Source organism: Hymenobacter citatus (assembly GCF_014333615.1).
GTDB lineage: Bacteria > Bacteroidota > Bacteroidia > Cytophagales > Hymenobacteraceae > Hymenobacter > Hymenobacter citatus.
Genome location: NZ_JACSCY010000005.1, coordinates 274304 through 293016 on the forward strand (window position 1 = coordinate 274304; position 18713 = coordinate 293016).

11 protein-coding genes and 1 pseudogene are annotated in these 18713 nt (G+C 61.6%); 1 reads left to right on the forward strand and 11 read right to left on the reverse strand.

Annotated features, from left to right (window positions below; all coding sequences use genetic code 11):
- The first annotated feature begins 72 nt into the window (after positions 1–72).
- A complete protein-coding gene (locus H8B15_RS09290) occupies positions 73–333 on the forward strand; it encodes a hypothetical protein (RefSeq protein ID WP_187319400.1) in 261 nt (86 codons plus the stop codon).
- Between the two features lie 125 nt (positions 334–458).
- Here H8B15_RS09290 and H8B15_RS09295 read toward each other — a convergent pair whose 3' ends face one another.
- The 11 genes and pseudogenes from H8B15_RS09295 to H8B15_RS21015 form a co-directional block, all read right to left on the reverse strand.
- Positions 459–2753 carry a PAS domain-containing sensor histidine kinase gene (locus H8B15_RS09295; RefSeq protein WP_187319401.1) on the reverse strand — a complete coding sequence of 765 codons (2295 nt, stop codon included), beginning with the start codon at positions 2751–2753 and terminating at the stop codon, positions 459–461.
- 168 nt (positions 2754–2921) lie between these two features.
- Positions 2922–3059 (reverse strand): TraM recognition domain-containing protein, encoded by a 138-nt coding sequence (locus tag H8B15_RS21370; protein WP_425489794.1) that lies wholly within the window; start codon positions 3057–3059, stop codon positions 2922–2924.
- A 252-nt stretch (positions 3060–3311) separates the two neighbouring features.
- Complete coding sequence (locus H8B15_RS21375) at positions 3312–4163, reverse strand: glycoside hydrolase family 16 protein (protein WP_187319472.1); 852 nt, start codon at positions 4161–4163, stop codon at positions 3312–3314.
- 345 nt (positions 4164–4508) lie between these two features.
- A pseudogene (locus tag H8B15_RS21380) lies at positions 4509–5444 on the reverse strand (BNR repeat-containing protein); the annotation flags it as partial.
- Between the two features lie 14 nt (positions 5445–5458).
- The gene (locus H8B15_RS09315) at positions 5459–6058 is read right to left on the reverse strand and encodes a hypothetical protein (RefSeq protein WP_187319403.1); all 600 of its coding nucleotides are present in this window, start codon (positions 6056–6058) and stop codon (positions 5459–5461) included.
- A 236-nt stretch (positions 6059–6294) separates the two neighbouring features.
- A complete protein-coding gene (lacZ, locus tag H8B15_RS09320) occupies positions 6295–9441 on the reverse strand; it encodes a beta-galactosidase, LacZ type (RefSeq protein WP_187319404.1) in 3147 nt (1048 codons plus the stop codon).
- 379 nt (positions 9442–9820) lie between these two features.
- Positions 9821–11785 carry an alpha-L-arabinofuranosidase C-terminal domain-containing protein gene (locus tag H8B15_RS09325; RefSeq protein ID WP_187319405.1) on the reverse strand — a complete coding sequence of 655 codons (1965 nt, stop codon included), beginning with the start codon at positions 11783–11785 and terminating at the stop codon, positions 9821–9823.
- A gap of 275 nt (positions 11786–12060) precedes the next feature.
- Positions 12061–14013, reverse strand: coding sequence for a glycoside hydrolase family 97 protein (locus H8B15_RS09330; protein ID WP_187319406.1), 1953 nt, complete (start codon positions 14011–14013; stop codon positions 12061–12063).
- A 70-nt stretch (positions 14014–14083) separates the two neighbouring features.
- Complete coding sequence (locus H8B15_RS09335) at positions 14084–15241, reverse strand: glycoside hydrolase family 88/105 protein (RefSeq protein ID WP_187319407.1); 1158 nt, start codon at positions 15239–15241, stop codon at positions 14084–14086.
- A 79-nt stretch (positions 15242–15320) separates the two neighbouring features.
- On the reverse strand, positions 15321–16331 hold the full coding sequence (locus tag H8B15_RS09340) for a glycoside hydrolase family 43 protein (RefSeq protein ID WP_216859116.1): 1011 nt from the start codon (positions 16329–16331) through the stop codon (positions 15321–15323).
- A 150-nt stretch (positions 16332–16481) separates the two neighbouring features.
- Positions 16482–18680: a glycoside hydrolase family 43 protein gene (locus H8B15_RS21015; RefSeq protein ID WP_246455366.1), complete on the reverse strand. Its 2199-nt coding sequence runs from the start codon at positions 18678–18680 to the stop codon at positions 16482–16484.
- Between the last annotated feature and the right edge of the window lie 33 nt (positions 18681–18713).

Genomic DNA, 18713 nt, shown 5'->3' on the forward strand with positions numbered 1-18713 from the left:
GCAGCCTACCCAGCGCTGCTGGCTTACGCAACGCTTTTCTTTGAATCTGTAGTTATCCACTTGCTTTTTGCCATGCGTACCCAGCCCATTCAAGACGTATTGTTCGAGCTGCTATGCCGGGATTTTTGGGCCAGTGCCCCCGGTCCACCTCTGCAAATTACCTTTGCCGAGTTAGGTATGAACTCCGTGGACCTGCACCTGCTGCAATTTGAGTTGCAGATGATCTACGGCATTGCCATCACCAACGCCGACGGGGTGGAGCTAACCGACTCGGTAGCTCACCTGCTGGCTTTGATCCAAGACCGATTGGCCGGAGTGCCGGTGCATGGCTGACCTTGCAATACACTCGTGTGTCTTGTCTTATACTAGGTTGACCGGCTTTTCATCCAGTCCTAATTCGCCGCAATCGGAAGCTTCTCTTGCGCTTGCTACGGGTCAGTTCACAGGTCCTCCGTCCTTCATTCGCCTTCAGCTTCGCCCCCACCCAGCCAGAGCCGGAAGGTAGCCCCCTGGCCTTCCTGGCTTTCCACCTCGATGCGCCCGCCGGCAGCCTGCACAATGCGGTGCACTAAGTACAGGCCCACGCCGGAGCCGGCCGTGTGCCCGTGCAGGCGGCGAAACAGGTGAAACAGCTCGGCGCCGTACTTCTCGGCATCGAAGCCCAACCCATTGTCTTGCACCACCAGTACTGCCTGGTCGTCACTCCGGCGCATTTCGATATGGATGCGGGCCGGGCGGTCTGGGTGGGCATACTTCAGGGCATTGCTCACCAAGTTTAGTAGCACCGTGCGCAGGTTGGCGCGGGGGAAGGCCAAGGTAGGGCAAGCGGTAAAGTTCGTGGTAACGTGGGCCCGGGCGGCGTGGGCCTGCGGCTCCAGGGTGCGCAGCACTTCCGCCGTCAGCTCGGCCAGCGGCACGGGTTCGGCTGGTCCGGCACTGGCCTGCTGCGCCTGGCCCAAGGCAGCCAGATCGTCGATGGTGAGGCTAAGCTGTTGCAGCGCCTGCCGGATCAGGGGCAGCAGCACCAGCTCCTCCGCCGAATCGATGATTTGGACGCTGCGCAGCAGTTCGTCGAGCAGGCCGCCCAGGTTGTGCACGGGCTGCTTCAGGTCGTGCGAGGCCGCGTACACAAAGTTGTCCAGGTCCAGGTTGGTGCGCACCAGCTGCTGGTTGGCCGTCCGCAGCTCCTGGTTTAGGGCCTGCGCTTCGTCGCGGGCCAGGCGCAGCTCGGCGGTGAGCTGCTGCCGTGCGTGCTCAACGGTTTGCTGCTCGTGCACATCGAGCACCACGCCCACCATACCGGCAAAGTGGCCCTGGGCATCGAAGCGCGGGGTGGCCGCGTCGATGGCCCAGCGGTAGTGCCCGTTGGGGCGCCGCAGCCGGTATATCACCCGAAAGTCGCTCTGGCGGGCGTTGGCATCCCGAAATGCGGTTTCGGTGGCGGCGGCGTCCTCGGGGTGCACAGCATTGAGCCAGCCAAAGCCCAGGGCCTCGCGCTCGGTCTGGCCGGTGTAGTCATACCAGGGCCGGTTGAGGTAGGTACACGAGCCGGTAGGATCGGTGACCCATAAAATGGCCGGCACGTGGTCGGCCATGTTGCGGAAGTACTGCTCGCTTTCGAGCAAGGTTTGTTGCAGGTGTTTGAGCTCGTGGATGTCGCTGGCGGCGCCTACCCACTGCACCACCTGCCCCTCGGCATCGCGCACGGGCACGGCCCGGTCTAAGTGCCAGCGGTAGGTGCCGGTGGCCGCCTCGCGCAGGCGCAGCTCGGCCTGGAAGGGCTGGCCCCGGTGTACCGCCGTTTGCCAAGCGTCCAGCGTGGGCTGCCTATCGTCGGGGTGCACTGCCTGCAACCAGCCGCCCCCACCGTCGGCGCTCGGGTGGCCAAACTGCTCCCAGTGCGGACTTAAGTAAGTGGTGTGGCCTTGGGCATCGGCTTCCCACACCACCAAGGGCGTGGTTTCGGTTAGGTGCCGGAAGCGGGCCTCGCTTTGCTGGGCCTGCTGGCGGGCCCGCACCTGCTCACTAACGTCGGTTGCAAAAAACACCAGCCCGTCTACCTCGCCTTGTGTATTGCGGCGGGCTTGGCAGGTGAAGGAGCCGTAAATGACTTCCGGCGCCGCGTCGTCGTAGCGCGCCAGGTTCAGCGGCATTTCCTGGGCCGAATAAGGCTCTCCCGTGCGGTAGACCTGCGCCAGAATGGCGGGCATGGGCGAGTCGGCCACTTCCGGCAGTGCTTCGAGCAAGGGGCGGCCCAGTAGCACCCGGCCAGGAAACACGCGCTGGTAGGCCGGATTCACGAGTTCGTACACCCACGTGGGGCCATCCAGTACGGCAATGGGCACGGGCGCTTCCTCGTAGAGCTGGTGCAGCAATTGGCGCTGGCGCTCGGCCGCCTGCCGGCTCAGCACCTGCTCTGTCACATCATAAGCGAAGACCAACACCCCGGTGAGCTGACCGGCTTCGCGGTAGGCGTTGTAGGTGAAGTTGAAGAATAGCGGCCGGGGCGGCTGGCCATTGTGCAGGTTGACGACCAGAGGCACCTCTAGGCTGGTACACGGCTGGCCGGTGCGGTACACCCGATCAAGCAGCGCCACAAAACCGTTGGCCGCGGCTTCGGGCAGCACCTGGGCCGCGGGCTGGCCGTGCAGGTCGCGGCCCGGAAACAGCGCTTGACAGGCTGGATTATAGTACGTAACGTGGTGCGCTGGCCCGCGGAGCAGGCAGATGGCGGCCGGGGTCTGCTCAAACATAGTCTGTAAGGCAGCGGCCGGAATTGCCGGGAATGAATCAGGAGGCAAAAAATCGGACACGGCGATACAACGACAGGTTAGGCACATCAAGATACGAAGTGATATCGCAACGAGAGAGATGCTCAGGCGCGGGCGCTGCTGTAGGATTTTGCCGATTTACTCGCTCAGTCACGCGCTATTGTTGCTCGCTACCTGTCCGCTGAACACATTGCCCGCCGTGGTCTTGATGGTGTAGGCTGCCTCCTGGCCGTAATTGCGCTCCAACTGCGCGAAGTCCTGAAAGCCCAGGTAGGTATTCCCCCTTATTGCTCTGGAACGTGGTTATTAAGCCTCTTAAGGTAGCCTCCTGTGGAGGTGGAGCGTGGGCGCGGAGGGCTTCGTCGGGTCTTCAATCTCGAGCAGAACGCTAGCACTGGAAAATCTCCGTGTAGTTGCAGCTCAGAAACTTACTCACACGGGGAAGGGTGGTATTCACCTTTCTCAAACAGGCACTTCTTGTTTAATCTCCGCTACCACACGGCCGCATAGCAGCCACACTGCGTCAATTTTGCTTACCCTCTACCGCTGATAAACGCGCACATAATCTACCTCGTAGCGGCTGGGTAGGGCAGTGCCTTCCAGCGGGCCGCCGTTGTCGCCGCCCAGGGCTAGGTTGAGTAGGATGTAGTGCGGCTGCATCATGGGGTTGCGGCCGGTGCCGTCTTGGTTCACGGTGGCCGTGAGGGGCGTTTCGTTGAGCAGCAAGTCGTCTACGTAGAGGCGGATGGCGGTGGCATCCCAGTCCATGCGCCAGATGTGAAATTTCTGGGCCCAGTCGGGGTCGGCGAAGGAGCTGACCGACTTGGTTTCGCTGTGCCACTTGGCGGTGTAGCGCTTGTCGGTACCGGAGGCGACGTTGGCCATAATCTTCCCTTTGTAATACTCCATGATGTCGATTTCGCCGTTGGCGGGCCACTCGCCGGCCACGCCTAGCGTCCAGAACGCGGGCCACAGACCGGAGCGGGCATCAATACGGCCCCGCATCTCGAAGCGGCCGTACTGCCACTGATGCCGGCCCTGGGTGTTTAGACTAGCCGAGGTGTAGTCGATGGTCGTGCGGCTGGTTTTCCAGTCGGTGCTACCAGGCTCGTAGGTAGGGTTGGGCCGATTCTCCTGGCGCGCTTCAATAACGAGCATCCCGTTTTCCACGCGGGCGTTGTCGGACTGATACCATTGCAGCTCGTGGTTGCGCACAAAGCCGTTTTCAAACTGCCAGTTCTGCGGATTAGGGCGGCCGGGTTGGTCGAACTCATCGGCCCACACCAGCCGCCAGCCGTCTTGCGTAGCTGCCGGGGTAGGCGCCGCGGTACCTAACGACCACGACGTGGTAGCTGGCTGCGCAGAAGTTTCTCCCGGCGCCCACTCCTGTATATAGACTGGCTGCGGGGGTAGGTTTTCCAGGGTTTCGCCGTCGCCCTGGCCGGTGCGCTGCACGAAGAGATGCAGCACGTGGCGGCGCTGCCACAGCTCGGTGTCGTAGCTGGGCTCCCAGTTGCCCACGCTGGTGGTGGTCAGGTCTGTCACGGCCCACTGATTTTGCGTGAGGTCGGGGCAGGCGGCCACGGAGGCGCGATCTTGGCGCTCCACGTCGCGGAACACAAGGTAGGCAGCCGTGCGGCCCTTGCGGGTTTCGACCAGCAGCTGCGGCCGCGAAATCGGAATCTTCTTGGTCCCTACCCCGCTCAGGCTGAAGGGCATAGTGCGCTGGCTGATCTGCTGGGTTTTCCAGGTGTTACCATTTATATAAATTAACTGATACTGCGGCACTTGCGTATCCTGTGGCCGCCAGTAGGTAGCTATATAGGGCGTGCCGGCCGCGTCGGTGGTGATGGTGGTTTGGTTGATCAGCTCGCTGTTTTGCGGGATGCGGGCCGCATACTCGGCCGTGGCCTGGGTGATGGGTAGGCGGTAGGCTTCGCCGGTGCTTTTTTGCCAGGTTTTGCCGCCGTCGAGTGAGCGGGCGTAGGCCATATCGTGGTTGCTGGCCACATTGGGGCTTTCCCGCCACACCCACGACAGATGGATGGTGCCTTTCGGGTCGATGCAGGCCTGCCAGTAGGCATTCCGCTGGCCTTCCCCATCAATCAACACATCATGCAGGCGGCGCCACTGCTGGGTTTTAGCGGCGTAGTAGTTCAGGGCCAGATTGCCGTTGCCGGAGCTGCCGTCGCGGTACAGAAACAGCAAGTCGCCGGAGGGGAAGTGGTGAAACTCGGGGTAGGTCACGTTCTTTTCCCGGTCGCCGGTCATGGGCAGCAACTCGCTCATCTCTAACGAGCCGGGGGCTTTGCTACGACAGTAGTGCAGGGGGTTACCGTGGTGGTCGAAGGAGCAATGCAGGTAGCCGCGCCCATCCACCATGATGCTGATAATATTATGGGCGTCCTGCACCTTGCCCTGGTACTGGGTGCGCTGCACCTGCCATGGACCGCGGGGTAGGCGGCGCTTGGCCAGCACCACGTAGCCCAGGGAGTCGTAGTAGGCGGTGTACTGTTCCTTGCCGTGCGTCACCACGGAGTTCTTGCGGAACACGGCCCCGTTCACGTTGTTTTTGGCCCAGCCCAGCCCTATGGGTGTTTGGGCGGGGGCTGGCGTAGCAAATAAAGCAGTGCCGCCCAGCAGCAAGCAAACAAAAACCCGAAGAATTAGCACTAGAGAGAATAATTTCAATGAGATGCCACACCTCGAATCCTAATGGTACCGGGTGGCGCCGGCGGCAACATTTCAATCTCCATCACAGCCGTTTGAATTTCAACCGATGTAGTGGTATTGGATGAGGTGGCATGCGTTATTTTGATGCTACTGATGGCAGTGTTAGCAATCTGTAAGTTGGTTTCCGCCACCGGCATCCCATTCACTGAATAACTAATTGGGCCTGACAATAGCAGCTGCTGGCCAATGTCAATCAGCTTTAAAATTCTTATTTCGACTTGCTTACTCCTTTTCAGCGTAATGTTAATAATGCCATTAGCCGTCAGGCTACGCCATTGAGCAGGAGCATCTGAGCCCTTGTAAATAATCACATCCTCAATGTCATCAGGATTTACATCCATCAACTGCCAGTTTATTATTGACGTCGAATTCAAAATAACCAGTGGCTTCGCAATTGGGTACTTCGGCCGTTTAGCCAGTGCTACTGGCTTTTGCGTTGCTGTATCTGAGGAAGCAGTCTGCTGAATTATTGGAGCGGCTGGCTGCATAGCCGGAACACGCGGCGCAGCAGGTGTTCGTTGTGCCCATCCTGGTTGACCAGTGAGCAGACACATAAGCAGCAGAAACGTGAGTGGCAGATAGTGCATAACATTGTTTTTTAGACGAATACAGTAGATTATTCGTCTAAGAAAAGCATTTCTACCGAACAACATACGGCCGTTCTTGCGGCAGCGCCCGAAGTAGAGACACAACATTTTGTGTCTGGTCGTTGCTGAGGTTATTTAATCCAACGATAGGGCTATCAATCGTTCAAAGACTAGACAAAAATATTGTGTCTCTACTTCGTACGTTACATCTGCGGCTGCTTGCCATCCACCAACCGCAGCGTGTAGGTGTAGCTGTACTTCTTGTCCAGCAGGCGGTAGGGCTCGTGGGGCAGGGCGCCCCAACTGTTGTCGCCGCCCACACCGCGCTGTTTCAGGTCGAGGTGGAGGTAGGTTTGTTTGTGGGGCGGCAGGTCGGTGGGGTGTTGCTGCTTCTTGGTGAGGCCGGGGTCGAGGTCCTCGGCGCGGTAGGGTAGGGCGCTGAAGCTCAGGGGTTGCTGACCCTCCACGCGCAGACCCTGGCCGGCGGCATCGGTGAGCGAGAACCAGCGCACGTCGGTATGGTAGCCGTTTTCCTGGGGACGGATATAGCCCGGCACAAACTGCCCGGCCACCGAGTCCTGGTAGGTGCCCAGGAACGTGGCCGTGTTGCGGTCCTGGTAGTTTTCCCAGGGGCCGCGGCCGTAGTAGCGCAGCTGGTTGTAACGCTCAGGCAGCTCCAAGCGCATCCCGAAGCGGGGCAGCTCGGGCAACTCCTTACCGGTCATGTCGATAGCAGCCGTTACCTGCACGGCGCCATCGGGGCCGATGAGGTAGGACACGGTGTAGGGCACGCTCACGGTCGTTAGCATATAGTCTACCTTGATGGGTAGGCCGGCGGCCGATTGCTCGCCTACGGTTACGTTCTTCACCGTGCGGGTGGCGTGGGCCGTGCGCCACACGCCCAGCTGCTGGGGCATGCCGTTGCCGAAGTCGTTATCAGTGGGGGCGCGCCAGAAGTAGGGCTCGGGGAAGCTGCCCAGCGTGCGCTGGTCGCCGCGGCGGTAGTCGGTGAGGCGACCTTGCTTGGTATTGAACTCGCCGCGCACGTCGCCCGAGGTAAAGGTCAGCTTATCGCCGTCGCGCTGCACTTGCAGGGTGCCGGTGGTGGCTGGGGCGGCGGCGAAGTAGGTGGTGGCCGGCGTCAATACGAACTGCTCGCGGGCTACCTCGTGGCCGGCGGGTAGCAGCGGCGCGGCGGCTTTGGTGGTGGCAAACACGTTCAGCACGTACTCGGTGCCGGGCTCGGTTTTCAGCGCGGGTAGGCCCAGCTTCACCTCCTTCTTCTCGCCAGCCGCCAGCTTGCCCACGGCAAAGGTGCCGGTTTTGGCCACCGTGCCGTTGCGCAGCAGCTCCCAGCGGAAGTTGTAGTCATTCAGGTCTTTAAAGGAGAAGCCGTTCAGCACGGTCACGCGGCCGCTGGCGGGCTGGGCGGCGGAGAAGCGGATATCCTGATACACCTTCTTCACCTCCAGCAGACCGGGGTGCGGGGTGCGGTCGGCGGCAATCAGGCCGTTGGCGCAGAAGTTCTCGTCGTTTTGCAGGAGCAGGCCGCCCAGGTCGCCGCCGTAGGCGTAGAAAATGCGGCCGTCGGCGGCGCGGGCTTGCAGGCCCTGGTCTACCCAGTCCCAGATAAAACCGCCCTGCATGTGCGGCGAGCTACGGATCAAGTCCCAGTACTCCTGAAAGTTACCGTTGCTGTTGCCCATGGCGTGCGAGTATTCGCACATGATGAAGGGTCGCTTTTTGTCGGTGGCCGTGGCGTAGCCCTTCATGTGGTTCATGCCGGGGTACATGGGGCACACAATGTCGGTGTCTTCGTTTTCGCCGGCCTGCTCAAACTGCACCGGGCGCGAGGGGTCGCGCTGCTTGATCCATTTGTAGGCGTCGTAGAACACGGGGCCGTTGCCGCACTCGTTGCCCATGCTCCAGATGATAACGGAGGGGTGGTTTTTGTCGCGTTCTACCAGCCGCGTGATGCGGTCGAGGTGGGCGGGGGCCCACTCGGGTAGGTAGGCCGGGTGCTTGCTCTCGTCGATGCGGCCCTGCCACTCGGCGCCCATGCCGTGGGTTTCGATGTTGGCCTCGTCTACCAGGTAGAAGCCCAGCTCGTCGCAGAGGCGGTACCACCGCTCGTCGTTGGGGTAGTGGGAGGTGCGCACGGCATTGATGTTGTGCTGCTTCATCAGGGCCAGGTCCTTGCGCATCAGCTCATCCGTCACCACGCGGCCAGTGGTGGGCTCCAGCTCGTGGCGGTTCACGCCGTGCACCTCCACCGGGCGACCGTTCACCAGCAGCTGGGCGTTTTTGATTTCGACTTTGCGGAAGCCTACCTGGCAGCCCGTCACGTCCAGGGGCTTGCCCTGCGCGTCTTCCAGCGTCAGGCGGCACTGGTAGAGGGTAGGCACCTCGGCCGACCACGGCCGCACATTCTTCACCGTGCCGCTGAGCTTCACCGTTTCGGCGCCGGCGGCCACGGGCTGCTGCTGGCGCAGTACGGTTTTGCCGTTGCTGTCCAGAATTTCGGCCGTGAGTCGGGCCGGGGTACCGCTGGTGCCGCCGAAGTTGCGCAGCGTGACATCGGCCGAAAACTGGCCGTTTTTGTAGCTCGGGTCGAGGTCGGCGTGGGTGAAGAAGTCCCAGATGGTGCGCTGGGGTAGGCTGTAGAGGTACACGTCGCGGTCGAGGCCGGAGAGGCGCCAGAAATCCTGGTCTTCGAGGTAGGAGCCGTCGTGCCAGCGCGTTACCTGAACGGCCAGCGTGTTTTCGCCCTCTTTCAGGTACTTGGTAATATCAAACTCGGCCGGCGACTTCGCCACCTTGCTCATGCCCACGCGCTGCCCGTTCACATACACCACCGCATAGCCCGAGATGGAGCCGAAGTTCAGCAGCACTTCCCTACCCTTCCAGGCGGCCGGCACCGTGAAGGTGCGCCGGTAGCTGCCCACCGGGTTGCTAGGCCCGCCAATGAAGGGCGGATTTTTGGGGAACGGGTAGGTGATGTTGGTGTAAATGGGCGTGCCGAAGCCTTTCATCTCCCAGTTCGACGGCACCGCAATGCTGGCCCAGCCCTTGTCGTCGAAGCCGGGCTGCTGGAACGTGGTGGGGCGCTCGGCGGGGCGGGGCACATAGTTGAACTTCCACTGGCCGTTCAGCGACTGGTAGTAGGGTGAGCGGGCGTAGTCGTTGGTGGCCACGTCGGTGGCCTTGTCGTACACCATAAAGCTGGCGTGGGGCTTCTCCTTGTTCTGCTCAAACACCCGCGGGTTTTCCCACTCGTTGGGGGTGGTTTGGGCCGTGGCCGCGCCGCTGGTTAGGAGCAAAGCAGCCGTCAGAAAATGAACGTTTTGCATTGATTAGATGAGGTAAGCGAGGCAATCAGCGGTGTGGTTGGTACCGCACAAGGCGCCTCAGAAATGCATACTACAAACCTACGCCGTAGCCAGGGGCACCACCGGGGGCATTTTGGGAGAATGGCGGGGTGATATTCGTCGGACGGAGCGGCGGCTGGCTTTTAGACCCTGCTAGCAACCATAGGTAATCTATTGATTATCAAACTATTTTCTTACGCAGTAGATCTGCTTCTATTTAAGGAAACACGAATAAGGAAACACGAAAAAGAACGTCATGCTGAGCTTGTCGAAGCATCTCGCGTGCTGACGACAGATAGTATCCCACATCAGCACGCGAGATGCTTCGACTCCGCTCAGCATGACGTTCTTTTTCCGATTCCTACCTTCGAGCGCCCCTACCCCGCACCCGGATAACGACCATCGAATAGGGTTGGGACGTGTAGGCAAACGACTTGCCCGCTTTGTAGCTCGACTTCTTAGGCAGCACCGTTTGCGGATTGGCAAAGGTGTTTTTCGCGTCTTTATCACCCGATAGCACGGTCAGCGTGGCGGCAGAGGTCAGCCCTTTGAAAGAGGCCAGGTTGATTGGGAACGTCTGGACCTGGGGGCTGGCGTTGACCAGCTTCAGAATTACGTCGCCGGTTTGGGCGTCGCGCACGCAGGAGGCGGCCAGGGTGGTATCGGCGGCCGCGCCGGTAGGCAGCGTGACTACCCCCTGATGGTAGGTATTGCCCTGGTTGTGGCCATAGAGCTGCTGCACGTAGTAATTCACCGTGGGCACAATGGTGGTGTTGGTGAAGTAAATCATATCGGGGTTCCACTGCGTGTGGCCTTCCTTGGCCAGAAGCGGCGCGTAGGACGCCAGCTGCACCACGTCGCCGTTGCGCTCCAGGCTGGTCATGTAAGCGGCTTCGGCCAGGGCGTTGTAGAGGGTGTTGCCCCACGACGCATACTCCCCCAGATACACCTTCGATTTAGCCCGGTCGTAGCTGTCGTAGCGCTGGTTGTTGGCCCAAAACCACTTTGGTTTTTCGTAGTAATGCTCGTCTACGAGCGGCACGTCGAGCTGATTGGCCAGCGCCCAGCCCAGGTCGTAGTCTTCGCCTTTGGGGCCGGGCCCTACCGTGCCCACAATTTTCAGGTTGGGGTACTTGGCGTGCACCGCGTTGTAGAGCAGGGTGAAGCGACTGCGAAAATCGGGGGTAATCTTGTCTTCGTTGCCGATGCCCACATACTCCAGGTTGAAGGGGGCGGGGTGGCCGGCGGCGGCCCGTTTGGCACCCCAGGGCGAGGTAACGGGGCCGTTGGCCCACTCTATCAGGTCGAGCACGTCCTGCACGTAGGCATCCATCTCGCTGATCGGAATGGCCTGCTGCCCAACGCTCCCAATGCGCCACGAGCCGCCCGAGTTCTGGCAGCTTACGCCGGCCGCCACCACGGGTAGGGGCTTGGCCCCAATGTCTTCGCAAAACTGAAAGTACTCGAAGTAGCCCAGCCCCGCCGTTTGGTGGTAGTTCCAGATGTTGCGCTGGGCCACGCGCTGCTCTACTGGCCCGATGGTTTTCTTCCAGTCATACAGGTTGTCCAGGCCGTCGCCGTGGGCCAGGCAGCCGCCCGGAAAGCGCACAAACTTGGGCTTGATGTCGGCAATGGCCTGGGCCAAATCGGGCCGCAGACCGTTGGGATGGCGGTGGAACGTGTTTTCGGGAAACAACGACACCATATCAAGGTCAATCACGCCCTTGCCGGTGACCAGTACCACCAGCGTGGCCTTGTCGTCGGTAGTGCTGGGCGCGAGGGTAGCGCTGTACTGCTGCCAGTCCGCCTTCTGCGCCGAGAGTGTGGTTTCGGCCAGCACCTGGTCTTTGGCGCCCCGCAGCTGCACCAGCAGCGGCACGGCTGCCCCCGATTTCACCCGCCCCCACATCGAGAAGTTATACTTCTCCCCTGCCCGCACCGGTATGCCGTCGAAGCCGGTGTTTTTCAGCCCCAGCCCTTTCTGAAACGGGTTTTCCACACGCAGCGTCGCGTAGTGCGGATTGTTGGCGTGTAGCGGAGCCGCGCTTTCCACCGATACGCTGCCCATGGCGTAGCCCTCGTGCAAATACTCCCAGGCCGTGAGTGAGTTCCAGCCCTCATGGTCGCTCGGGGCGTACTCGAAGGAGCGGTTCTGCACCAGCTCGGCGTACAGCCCGCCATCGGCCGCGTAGTTGATGTCCTCGAAGAAGATACCGAACAAATCGGGGCTGATGGGCTTGCCAGCCGGCGCGGCCTGGCCCAGCGCGAGCAAGGGGGTAAGAACGGCCAAAATGGCCGCGCAAACGCAGCGTACGGGAGTGGTCATGGGCAGGGGTGGTTTTGGTTATGGTAGGGCTATGGTTCTACTACACTCGCTCGGCTGCTCTCGCCCTCGCTCGGCTCTCGCACTCGCTCGGCTGCGCCGAGTGAGCCCTACGCCTGAGGGGCTCTGCCCCGAATCCGGTAGCGCCGCTTGCACGATGCTGGCCTGTGGTTTGGCGTCCCACTTGCCCCAGGGCTGAAGCCCTGGGCTAATCAGCGGAATAGCACTTAGAACCGCTCCGTAGCCCAGGGCTTCAGCCCTGGGACAAGTGGGACGACCTACGGTTCCACCACAAAGCCCCCGCGCGCCGGCAGCGTCACGCTCAGGGTAGTGCCCGATACCGGCCGGGTACTGAAGCTGCGGTTGGTGGCGCCATCGGTGATGAGCGTGCCCTGAGACAGACCCAGCTTGCTCAGGTCGAGTTGCACGGTTTTGGGCGCGTCGGTGGCGTTGATGCCGGCCAAGTACCAGCGGCCATCGGGGGTCTGGCGGGCCAGCACCACGTGCTGGCCGGGGTAGCCCTCCACGAAGCGCACGTCGGCCCAGCGCGGGGGCATCTTTTTCAGGAAGCCTTGCACGTAGTCGGGCTGCGCGGCCATGCCCTCGGGCGTTTCGGCGTAGTGCTGAATACCCGACTGAAACAGCACCGACAGCGCCAGCTCGAAGGCATTGGAGGTGCGCCGCTCCTTGCCGCGGATTTCCGAAAAGGCCATGGGCGTGAAATCCATGGGACCCACCGCGTTGCGGGTGAAGGGTAGGATGGCGCAGTGGGTCGGCTCCTGGTCGGTGTTGCGCTGGTCGAAGGTCAGAAACTCAAAGCCCTTCACGGCCTCCATGGTCATCAGGTTGGGGTAGGTGCGGTTCCAGCCCCGCGGGATGGTAGTGCCGTGGAAGTTCACAAGCAGACCGGCTTTGTGGGCGTCTTCCAGGATGTCCTGGTAGTAGTTCATAAACGACTGCCCATCGCCCCCAAAAAAGTCGATTTTCACGCCGGCCACGCCCATTTGCTTGATGCGGGCAAACTCCTTGCGGCGGCTTTCGGGCTCAAACAATACGTTGGTGGGCGTCTGGGGGGCCTGGTTCCAGTGGCCGTTGGAGTTGTACCACACCAGCAGCCCCACGTTTTTGGAGCGCGCATACTGGGCCAGCTCCCGCATCTTGTCGTAGCCGATTTGCGTGTCCCACAAGGCATCTACCAGGCAGTAGCGCCAGCCCATTTCGGCGGCGTAGTCGATGAAGCGGCGCTGCACGTCGTAGGTGGTTTTGCTGTCGCCCAGCAGCACCCACGACCACGACGACTTGCCGGGCGCGTCGGTGAGCACCGGCGTTTGGGCGGGCGCACTCACGTCCGTGGTCAGGGTCGATTCGACGATGGGCGCCAGCGAGTTGCCCACCACCACCACGCGCCAAGGCGTGCGCCAGGGTAGGCGGCCTTCGGGCAGCAGGGCCGCATCGGGGGTGGTTTTCTCGGGTGGCTGCGGGAAAGCAACGTGGTACTCCGCGTCGGGCGACTCGTGGGCGAGGTGGGCGCCGGCGTAGGTGCGGCCCATGCCGGCTTCCGTGAGCAGCACCCAGTGCCCGTTCGTCTCAAACAAGGCCGGAAACGACCACCCCTGCCCAATGGTAGAGGGCGTGCCGGCCGCTATGCCGCGCTGGTAATTTTCCTCGTATGAGGGCTGGGTGTTGGCAAAGCCCGTCTGGGCCTTGGCGTGCGGGTGCAGCCACCCTTTGGCGCTGGTCGGCAGGTGAAAGGTGGTGTTTTCGGCGGTGATGCGCTGCACCTCCTGGCTGGTGCCTTCCACCACATACTGAAACGCTACACCATCATTCGACACCTGAAACACCACGCTCAGCTGCGGGGCGCCCGCCCGGCCCGCGAAGTGCACCACGCGCCGGTTGGCCCGGTAGCGGCAATTAGCGCGCTTGTCGGTGGCCAGTTGGTAGTCGTCGGTCACGGCTTCTACCTTATCGGCTTTTTTCAGCTTCAGGCCCTGGCTCAGGTCAGCGCCGGCGAGCTGTAGGCCCAGGCGCGAGGGCCGCAGCACCTCGGCGCTGCGGTAGCGCACGGCGTAGGTAGGCTGGCCCTGGCTGGTCACGTCCACGGTTACTTGCACGGCGCCGTCGGGACTGGCTACGCGGATGGGTTTGGCGGCCTGGGCGGCAGTGGCTAGGCTGAGCAAACCGAGGAAAGGTAAGAAGTGCGTGAAGGCACGGAGGTAAGTAACGGACATTTGGTGGAACGTTAGGATAGTCTTTATAACTGGCAAGATAGAGTTGCTCTGGTGGGCGCCTCCCCTCAAACTACCGTTTGCCGGCATACCGAACCATCTCGCTGGCCGCCAGCAGGAAAGCTCCTACCCCAAAGTTGGACGTAGAGTTCTTGTCTACCACCTGGCCGGGAATGGCTTTCTCGCCGATGGGTTGCACGTAGCCAATGGCACCGTCGGGTTGCAGGGCGGTGGTGGTGAGGTACTGCCAGCCGCGCATAACGGTAGGTAGGTATTCCTTGCGGTCCAGCACGCCGTGGTTAATGCCCCAGAGGTAGGCAAAGGTATTGAAGGCCGTGCCGCTGGTTTCGGGGCCGGGGGCGTGCGCGGGGTCCAGAAGGCTGCGCGTCCAGTAGCCTTCGGGCTGCTGGGCCTGTTTGAGGGCGGCGGCCAGGCCGCGGTATTTAGCCACGTACTCGTCGCGGTGCGGGTCGTTTTGGGGTAGGTCTTGCAGCACGCGGGCCAGGCCGGCAAACACCCAGCCGTCGCCGCGCGCCCAGAAGTCCTTTTTGCCGTTCGCCGATTTGTGCTGGGGGTACACGTACTTGGCGTCGCGGTAGTACAGGCCGGTTTCGGGGTCGTACATGATGCTGTTGGCGTAGCTGAAGTACTCGTGCAACTTGCTCAGGTACTGCGGTTTGTTGGTGATGGTATAGAGCTTGGTCATCACGGGCATCACCATGTAGAGGCCATCGGCCCACCACCAGTAGTCGTTCTGAGGGGTGCTCATTTCGTACTCCATCACCTCTTTAGCCCGCGCAATACGCTGGGGTTTGGGCTGTAGCTTGTAGAGGTCGGCGTAGGTTTGAAAGCAGATCTGCCAGTCGCCAAACAGCACGTGGTCGGGCGTTTCGCCATACTTATATTTCCAGGTGGCGCGGTCGTCGGAGGTGGCGCCCTTCCAGTTGTTGTGCTCGGCCCACATTTCGGAATACTGGCGGTATTTGTCGTTGTTGGTGACGGCGTAGGCCGCCATGTTACCGGTGTGGTAGGCCGCCACGTCCCAAAACGCCCGTTCCTGCGGCGGGTGCGTGGCCTGCCAGTGGTCATTCACCTTCGTGATGAGGGTCAGTATCTCCTGGGGCTTTTTCGGCTGCGTGTAGGAGGTGGCAGCCGTTTGGGAAGTAGTGCAGGCGGTAGGCAGTCCCAGCAGCAGGGTGGCGCCGAGCAGGTAGGCAGGGAGGCGGGTCATGGAGTGAAAGAGGGAATTTGTAGAAAATAGTTGCCGCCTGCCGGCCCGACGCCGTAGGCGTCGGGCCGGCAGGCGACCTTTACGGCTGGTAGGGCTTGCCCAGCACCAGCTTGTTGCCCGATACATCCACCGAAAACAGGTGCGGCACGCGGTGGTAGCGGCCGTTGATATCCTGGTGGCTGTGCGCGGCCATCAGCAGCTTGCCATCCAGCGTGCGAAACAGCATGCCGTGGCCGTAGTTGGGCGGGGTAATGGGGTCTTTTTCCTGCACCCAGGGGCCATCGAGGGTGCCGCTGGTGGAGTAGGCCACGCCCTGCGTGTACACGTCGTAGATCCAGCTGGTCCAGATCATGCCCAGGCGGCCGGTGCCGGTGCGAAACAGGTAGGGGCCATCGGTTACTTTGTTGGGGCGCGCCGGGCCGGAGCGCGGATTCTCGCGGCTCCAGGGCGAGTCGCTGGCCCGAAACAGCACCTTGCTCTCCCCTACCGTACCGCTCAGGTCGGGCTTCAGCAGTATCTTTTCAATGGTGCCATTCTGGTTTTGCAGCCATTCGTGGCAGTACACCATGTAGGGCTTTTTGTCCTTGTCTACCCACAGCGTGGCGTCGAGGGTAGGCTTGTTGGCGGGCAGGTAGGTGGCGTCGCCGCCGGACACGGGCACGTAGGGGCCATCGGGCCGGTTGCTGACCAGCACATGGCAGGCCCGGCGCTCAATGGGCGTGCCCTGCACCGTGTCAATCGTCACGGCCCGGTTGGTGAAGGTGGCGAAGTAGTAATATTTGCCCTGGTAGGGCTGAATCTCCGCAGCCCAGATCATCGGGTTCGGCCCCATCCAGGAGGCAGGGTCGGGCCGGGCCACCGGGTAGGGCCCCGACCACCGCTTCATATCGGGGCTTTTCCAGAGCAGGCCGCCGGTGCCGGTCATGTAGTACTGCTTGGTTTTCGCATCGGCCAGGATGAATGGGTCACTCAGCCGGATGGAATCCAACGGCACGTTCTGCCGGATAACTGGCTTTTTGACTTGCTGCGCCTGCGCGGCGAATGGCAGTAGTAGCAAGCTGCTTATTATCAGGCGTATAGTAGCTTTCATTATCGTTTCTCTTGGTATAGGTGTTGCTACCATCGGTGGGCCGTGCACCCCACCCCCGGCCCCTCCCCTCCGGGAGAGGGGTGCCACACGACACCAAAACGGCTCGTCAGAACGCACCCCTCTCCCGGAGGGGAGGGGCCGGGGGTGGGGTCACCGCTGCACCGGCTGAATACCGGCATGAGTAGGCACCACGGGCTTGATGCTGCCATCAGCATTAAACTCCATCTTATCGATGCACACCTCGCGGTTGTAGCCGGCCGACTCGCCCATCTTGATGCCCTTGGGGTAGGTAAAGCGGTGGTACACTAGGTACCACTCGTCGCGGCCGGGCACCTGGATGGTGCTGTTGTGGCCGGTGCCGTAGATGCCCTGCGCGGGGTCTTTGGTGATGACCAGGTTGTTGGCGGGCACCGTAATCTTGCCCAGCGGCGTGGTGGAGGTGCCGTAGCGCACCTGGTAGTTGGGCGAGCGGGTGTCGTCCTCGCTCCACATAAAGTAGTAGGTGCCGTTGCGGAAAAACACATGGGCGCCCTCGCGGAACGTCCGGTCAGGCGTCATCACTTGGGTGGTGCCGGGTTTCAGGCTCACCAGGTCGTCGTTCAGCTCGGCGCCGGCCATGTAGCCGTTGCCCCAGTACAGGTAGAGCTTGCCGCTCTGCGGGTCTTTGAACACGGCGGGGTCAATCTGCTGGCCGCCCTTCACGCCCTCGGGGCGCTGGTCGATGAGCGGCTTGCCGGTGTCCTTGAACGGGCCCGTAGGACTGTCCGACAACGCCACCCCAATTTTGGCGCCCGCGCAGAAGTAGTAGGCGTAGCGGTAGCCGGTGGCGGTTTTCTGCTCGATGATGCAGGGTGCCCAGGCGTTTTTCTTTTCCCAGCTCACGTCGCGGTTCAGGTCCAGAATCACGCCTTCGTCCTTCCAATTCACCAAATCGGGCGAGGAAAACGTTTTGAAGTAGGTGCCCGACCAGCCCGTAAACCCGTCGGAGGTAGGGTAGATATAGAACTTGCCGGTTTTCTCGGAGTGCAAAATGGCTGGGTCGGCGTAGTAGCCGTTCAGGGCCGGGTTGTGCGTTTCAGTCACGGACACCGCGTAAGGGCCCTGCCCTACCGTGTAGGTCACGGGGCCCTTGGCGAAGTTCTGCGGGCCGCTGGGCTTCACCGTCAGTCCAAACGCCGTGAGCTGGGGGTCGAACTGTTGCAGGCTGGTGCCGGGTAGGGCCAGGTAGGCCACCTTGGCGGCCGCGCTGTCAACCACGGTGTTCTGCTGCCGGATGGCTTTGTTCTGGGCCGTACCAAATAGGTCGGCGGGGGTCAGCCAGCGGGTGGCCAGGCGGGTGGCTTCCGCGGCCGTGATGGGTAGCACGGTGCCGTGGCGGGGGTGAAAGTTCATCTTCACCTCGTCGTCAATCACCTTGAAATGCTCAAAATCCGACGTGCGCGTGAATTGGTAGCGGCCCTTGCCGTACACGTCGTACATCAGGATGTAGTCGTTGCTGTTGTTGAGCTTGAAGGTACCCGCGCCCTCCACGGCCTCGGTGGTTTGCTGCACGTAGGGGTCGCGCTGCTTGTAGCCCTCCGTCAGCTTGTCCGACGCGGCTATCTTGATGCCGTTGCCCTGGCCCTCGGTCTTGAAAAAGAGGTAGTATTTGCCGTCCTTCTCCGCAATGTCGCCGTCGATGCAGGAGCCGTTGGTGGGCGAGAAGAACAGCTGCTTGGGCTCACCTTCCAGGTCCGTGAAGTCCTTGTTGGCGTAGGCGTAATAGATTTTATCGGGCTCCGAGCCGTATTGCAGGGAGAAGTACACCATGTACTTCCTGGCCTTGGCGTCGTAGATGGTTTGCGGCGCCCACACCCGCTTCAGGTTTTCCTGGTGGGGGTAGCGTTTCTGAAAGTTGATGGCGCTGGATTTCCAGTTGATCAGGTCCGTAGACTTCAGCAGCACCATGCCCCGGTTGCTGCTCCAGCCCTTGGCCGACACCATGTCGGTTGCCACCATATAAAAGGTTTTGCCGTCGTGGCCGCGCAGAATGTGCGGGTCGCGCACGCCCCCGGTTTCGCTAATGGCCGCCGAGCTGACGATGGGCCGGTTGCCGTTGAGGGCCGTGTAGTGGTAGCCATCCTCGCTGAGCGCGAAGCGAATGGCCTCCTGCTCCTTTTTATTGCCGGTGAAGTAGGCAAACAGGTAGGCAGTGGTTTTGGGTGGCTTGGCGGCGGCGGGCTTGGCAGGGCCTACCAGCGCCAGCACCAGCAGCACTACCCCAGCCGTGCGCCCAAACAAGCAGTGCTGACCAGTGCCGGCAGACGTAGCACCGCGGCGGCGAAATGCAGAACGAAAGAACATCATCATAGGGAAAGAAGAGTGTCGAAGTGGGAGCTACGC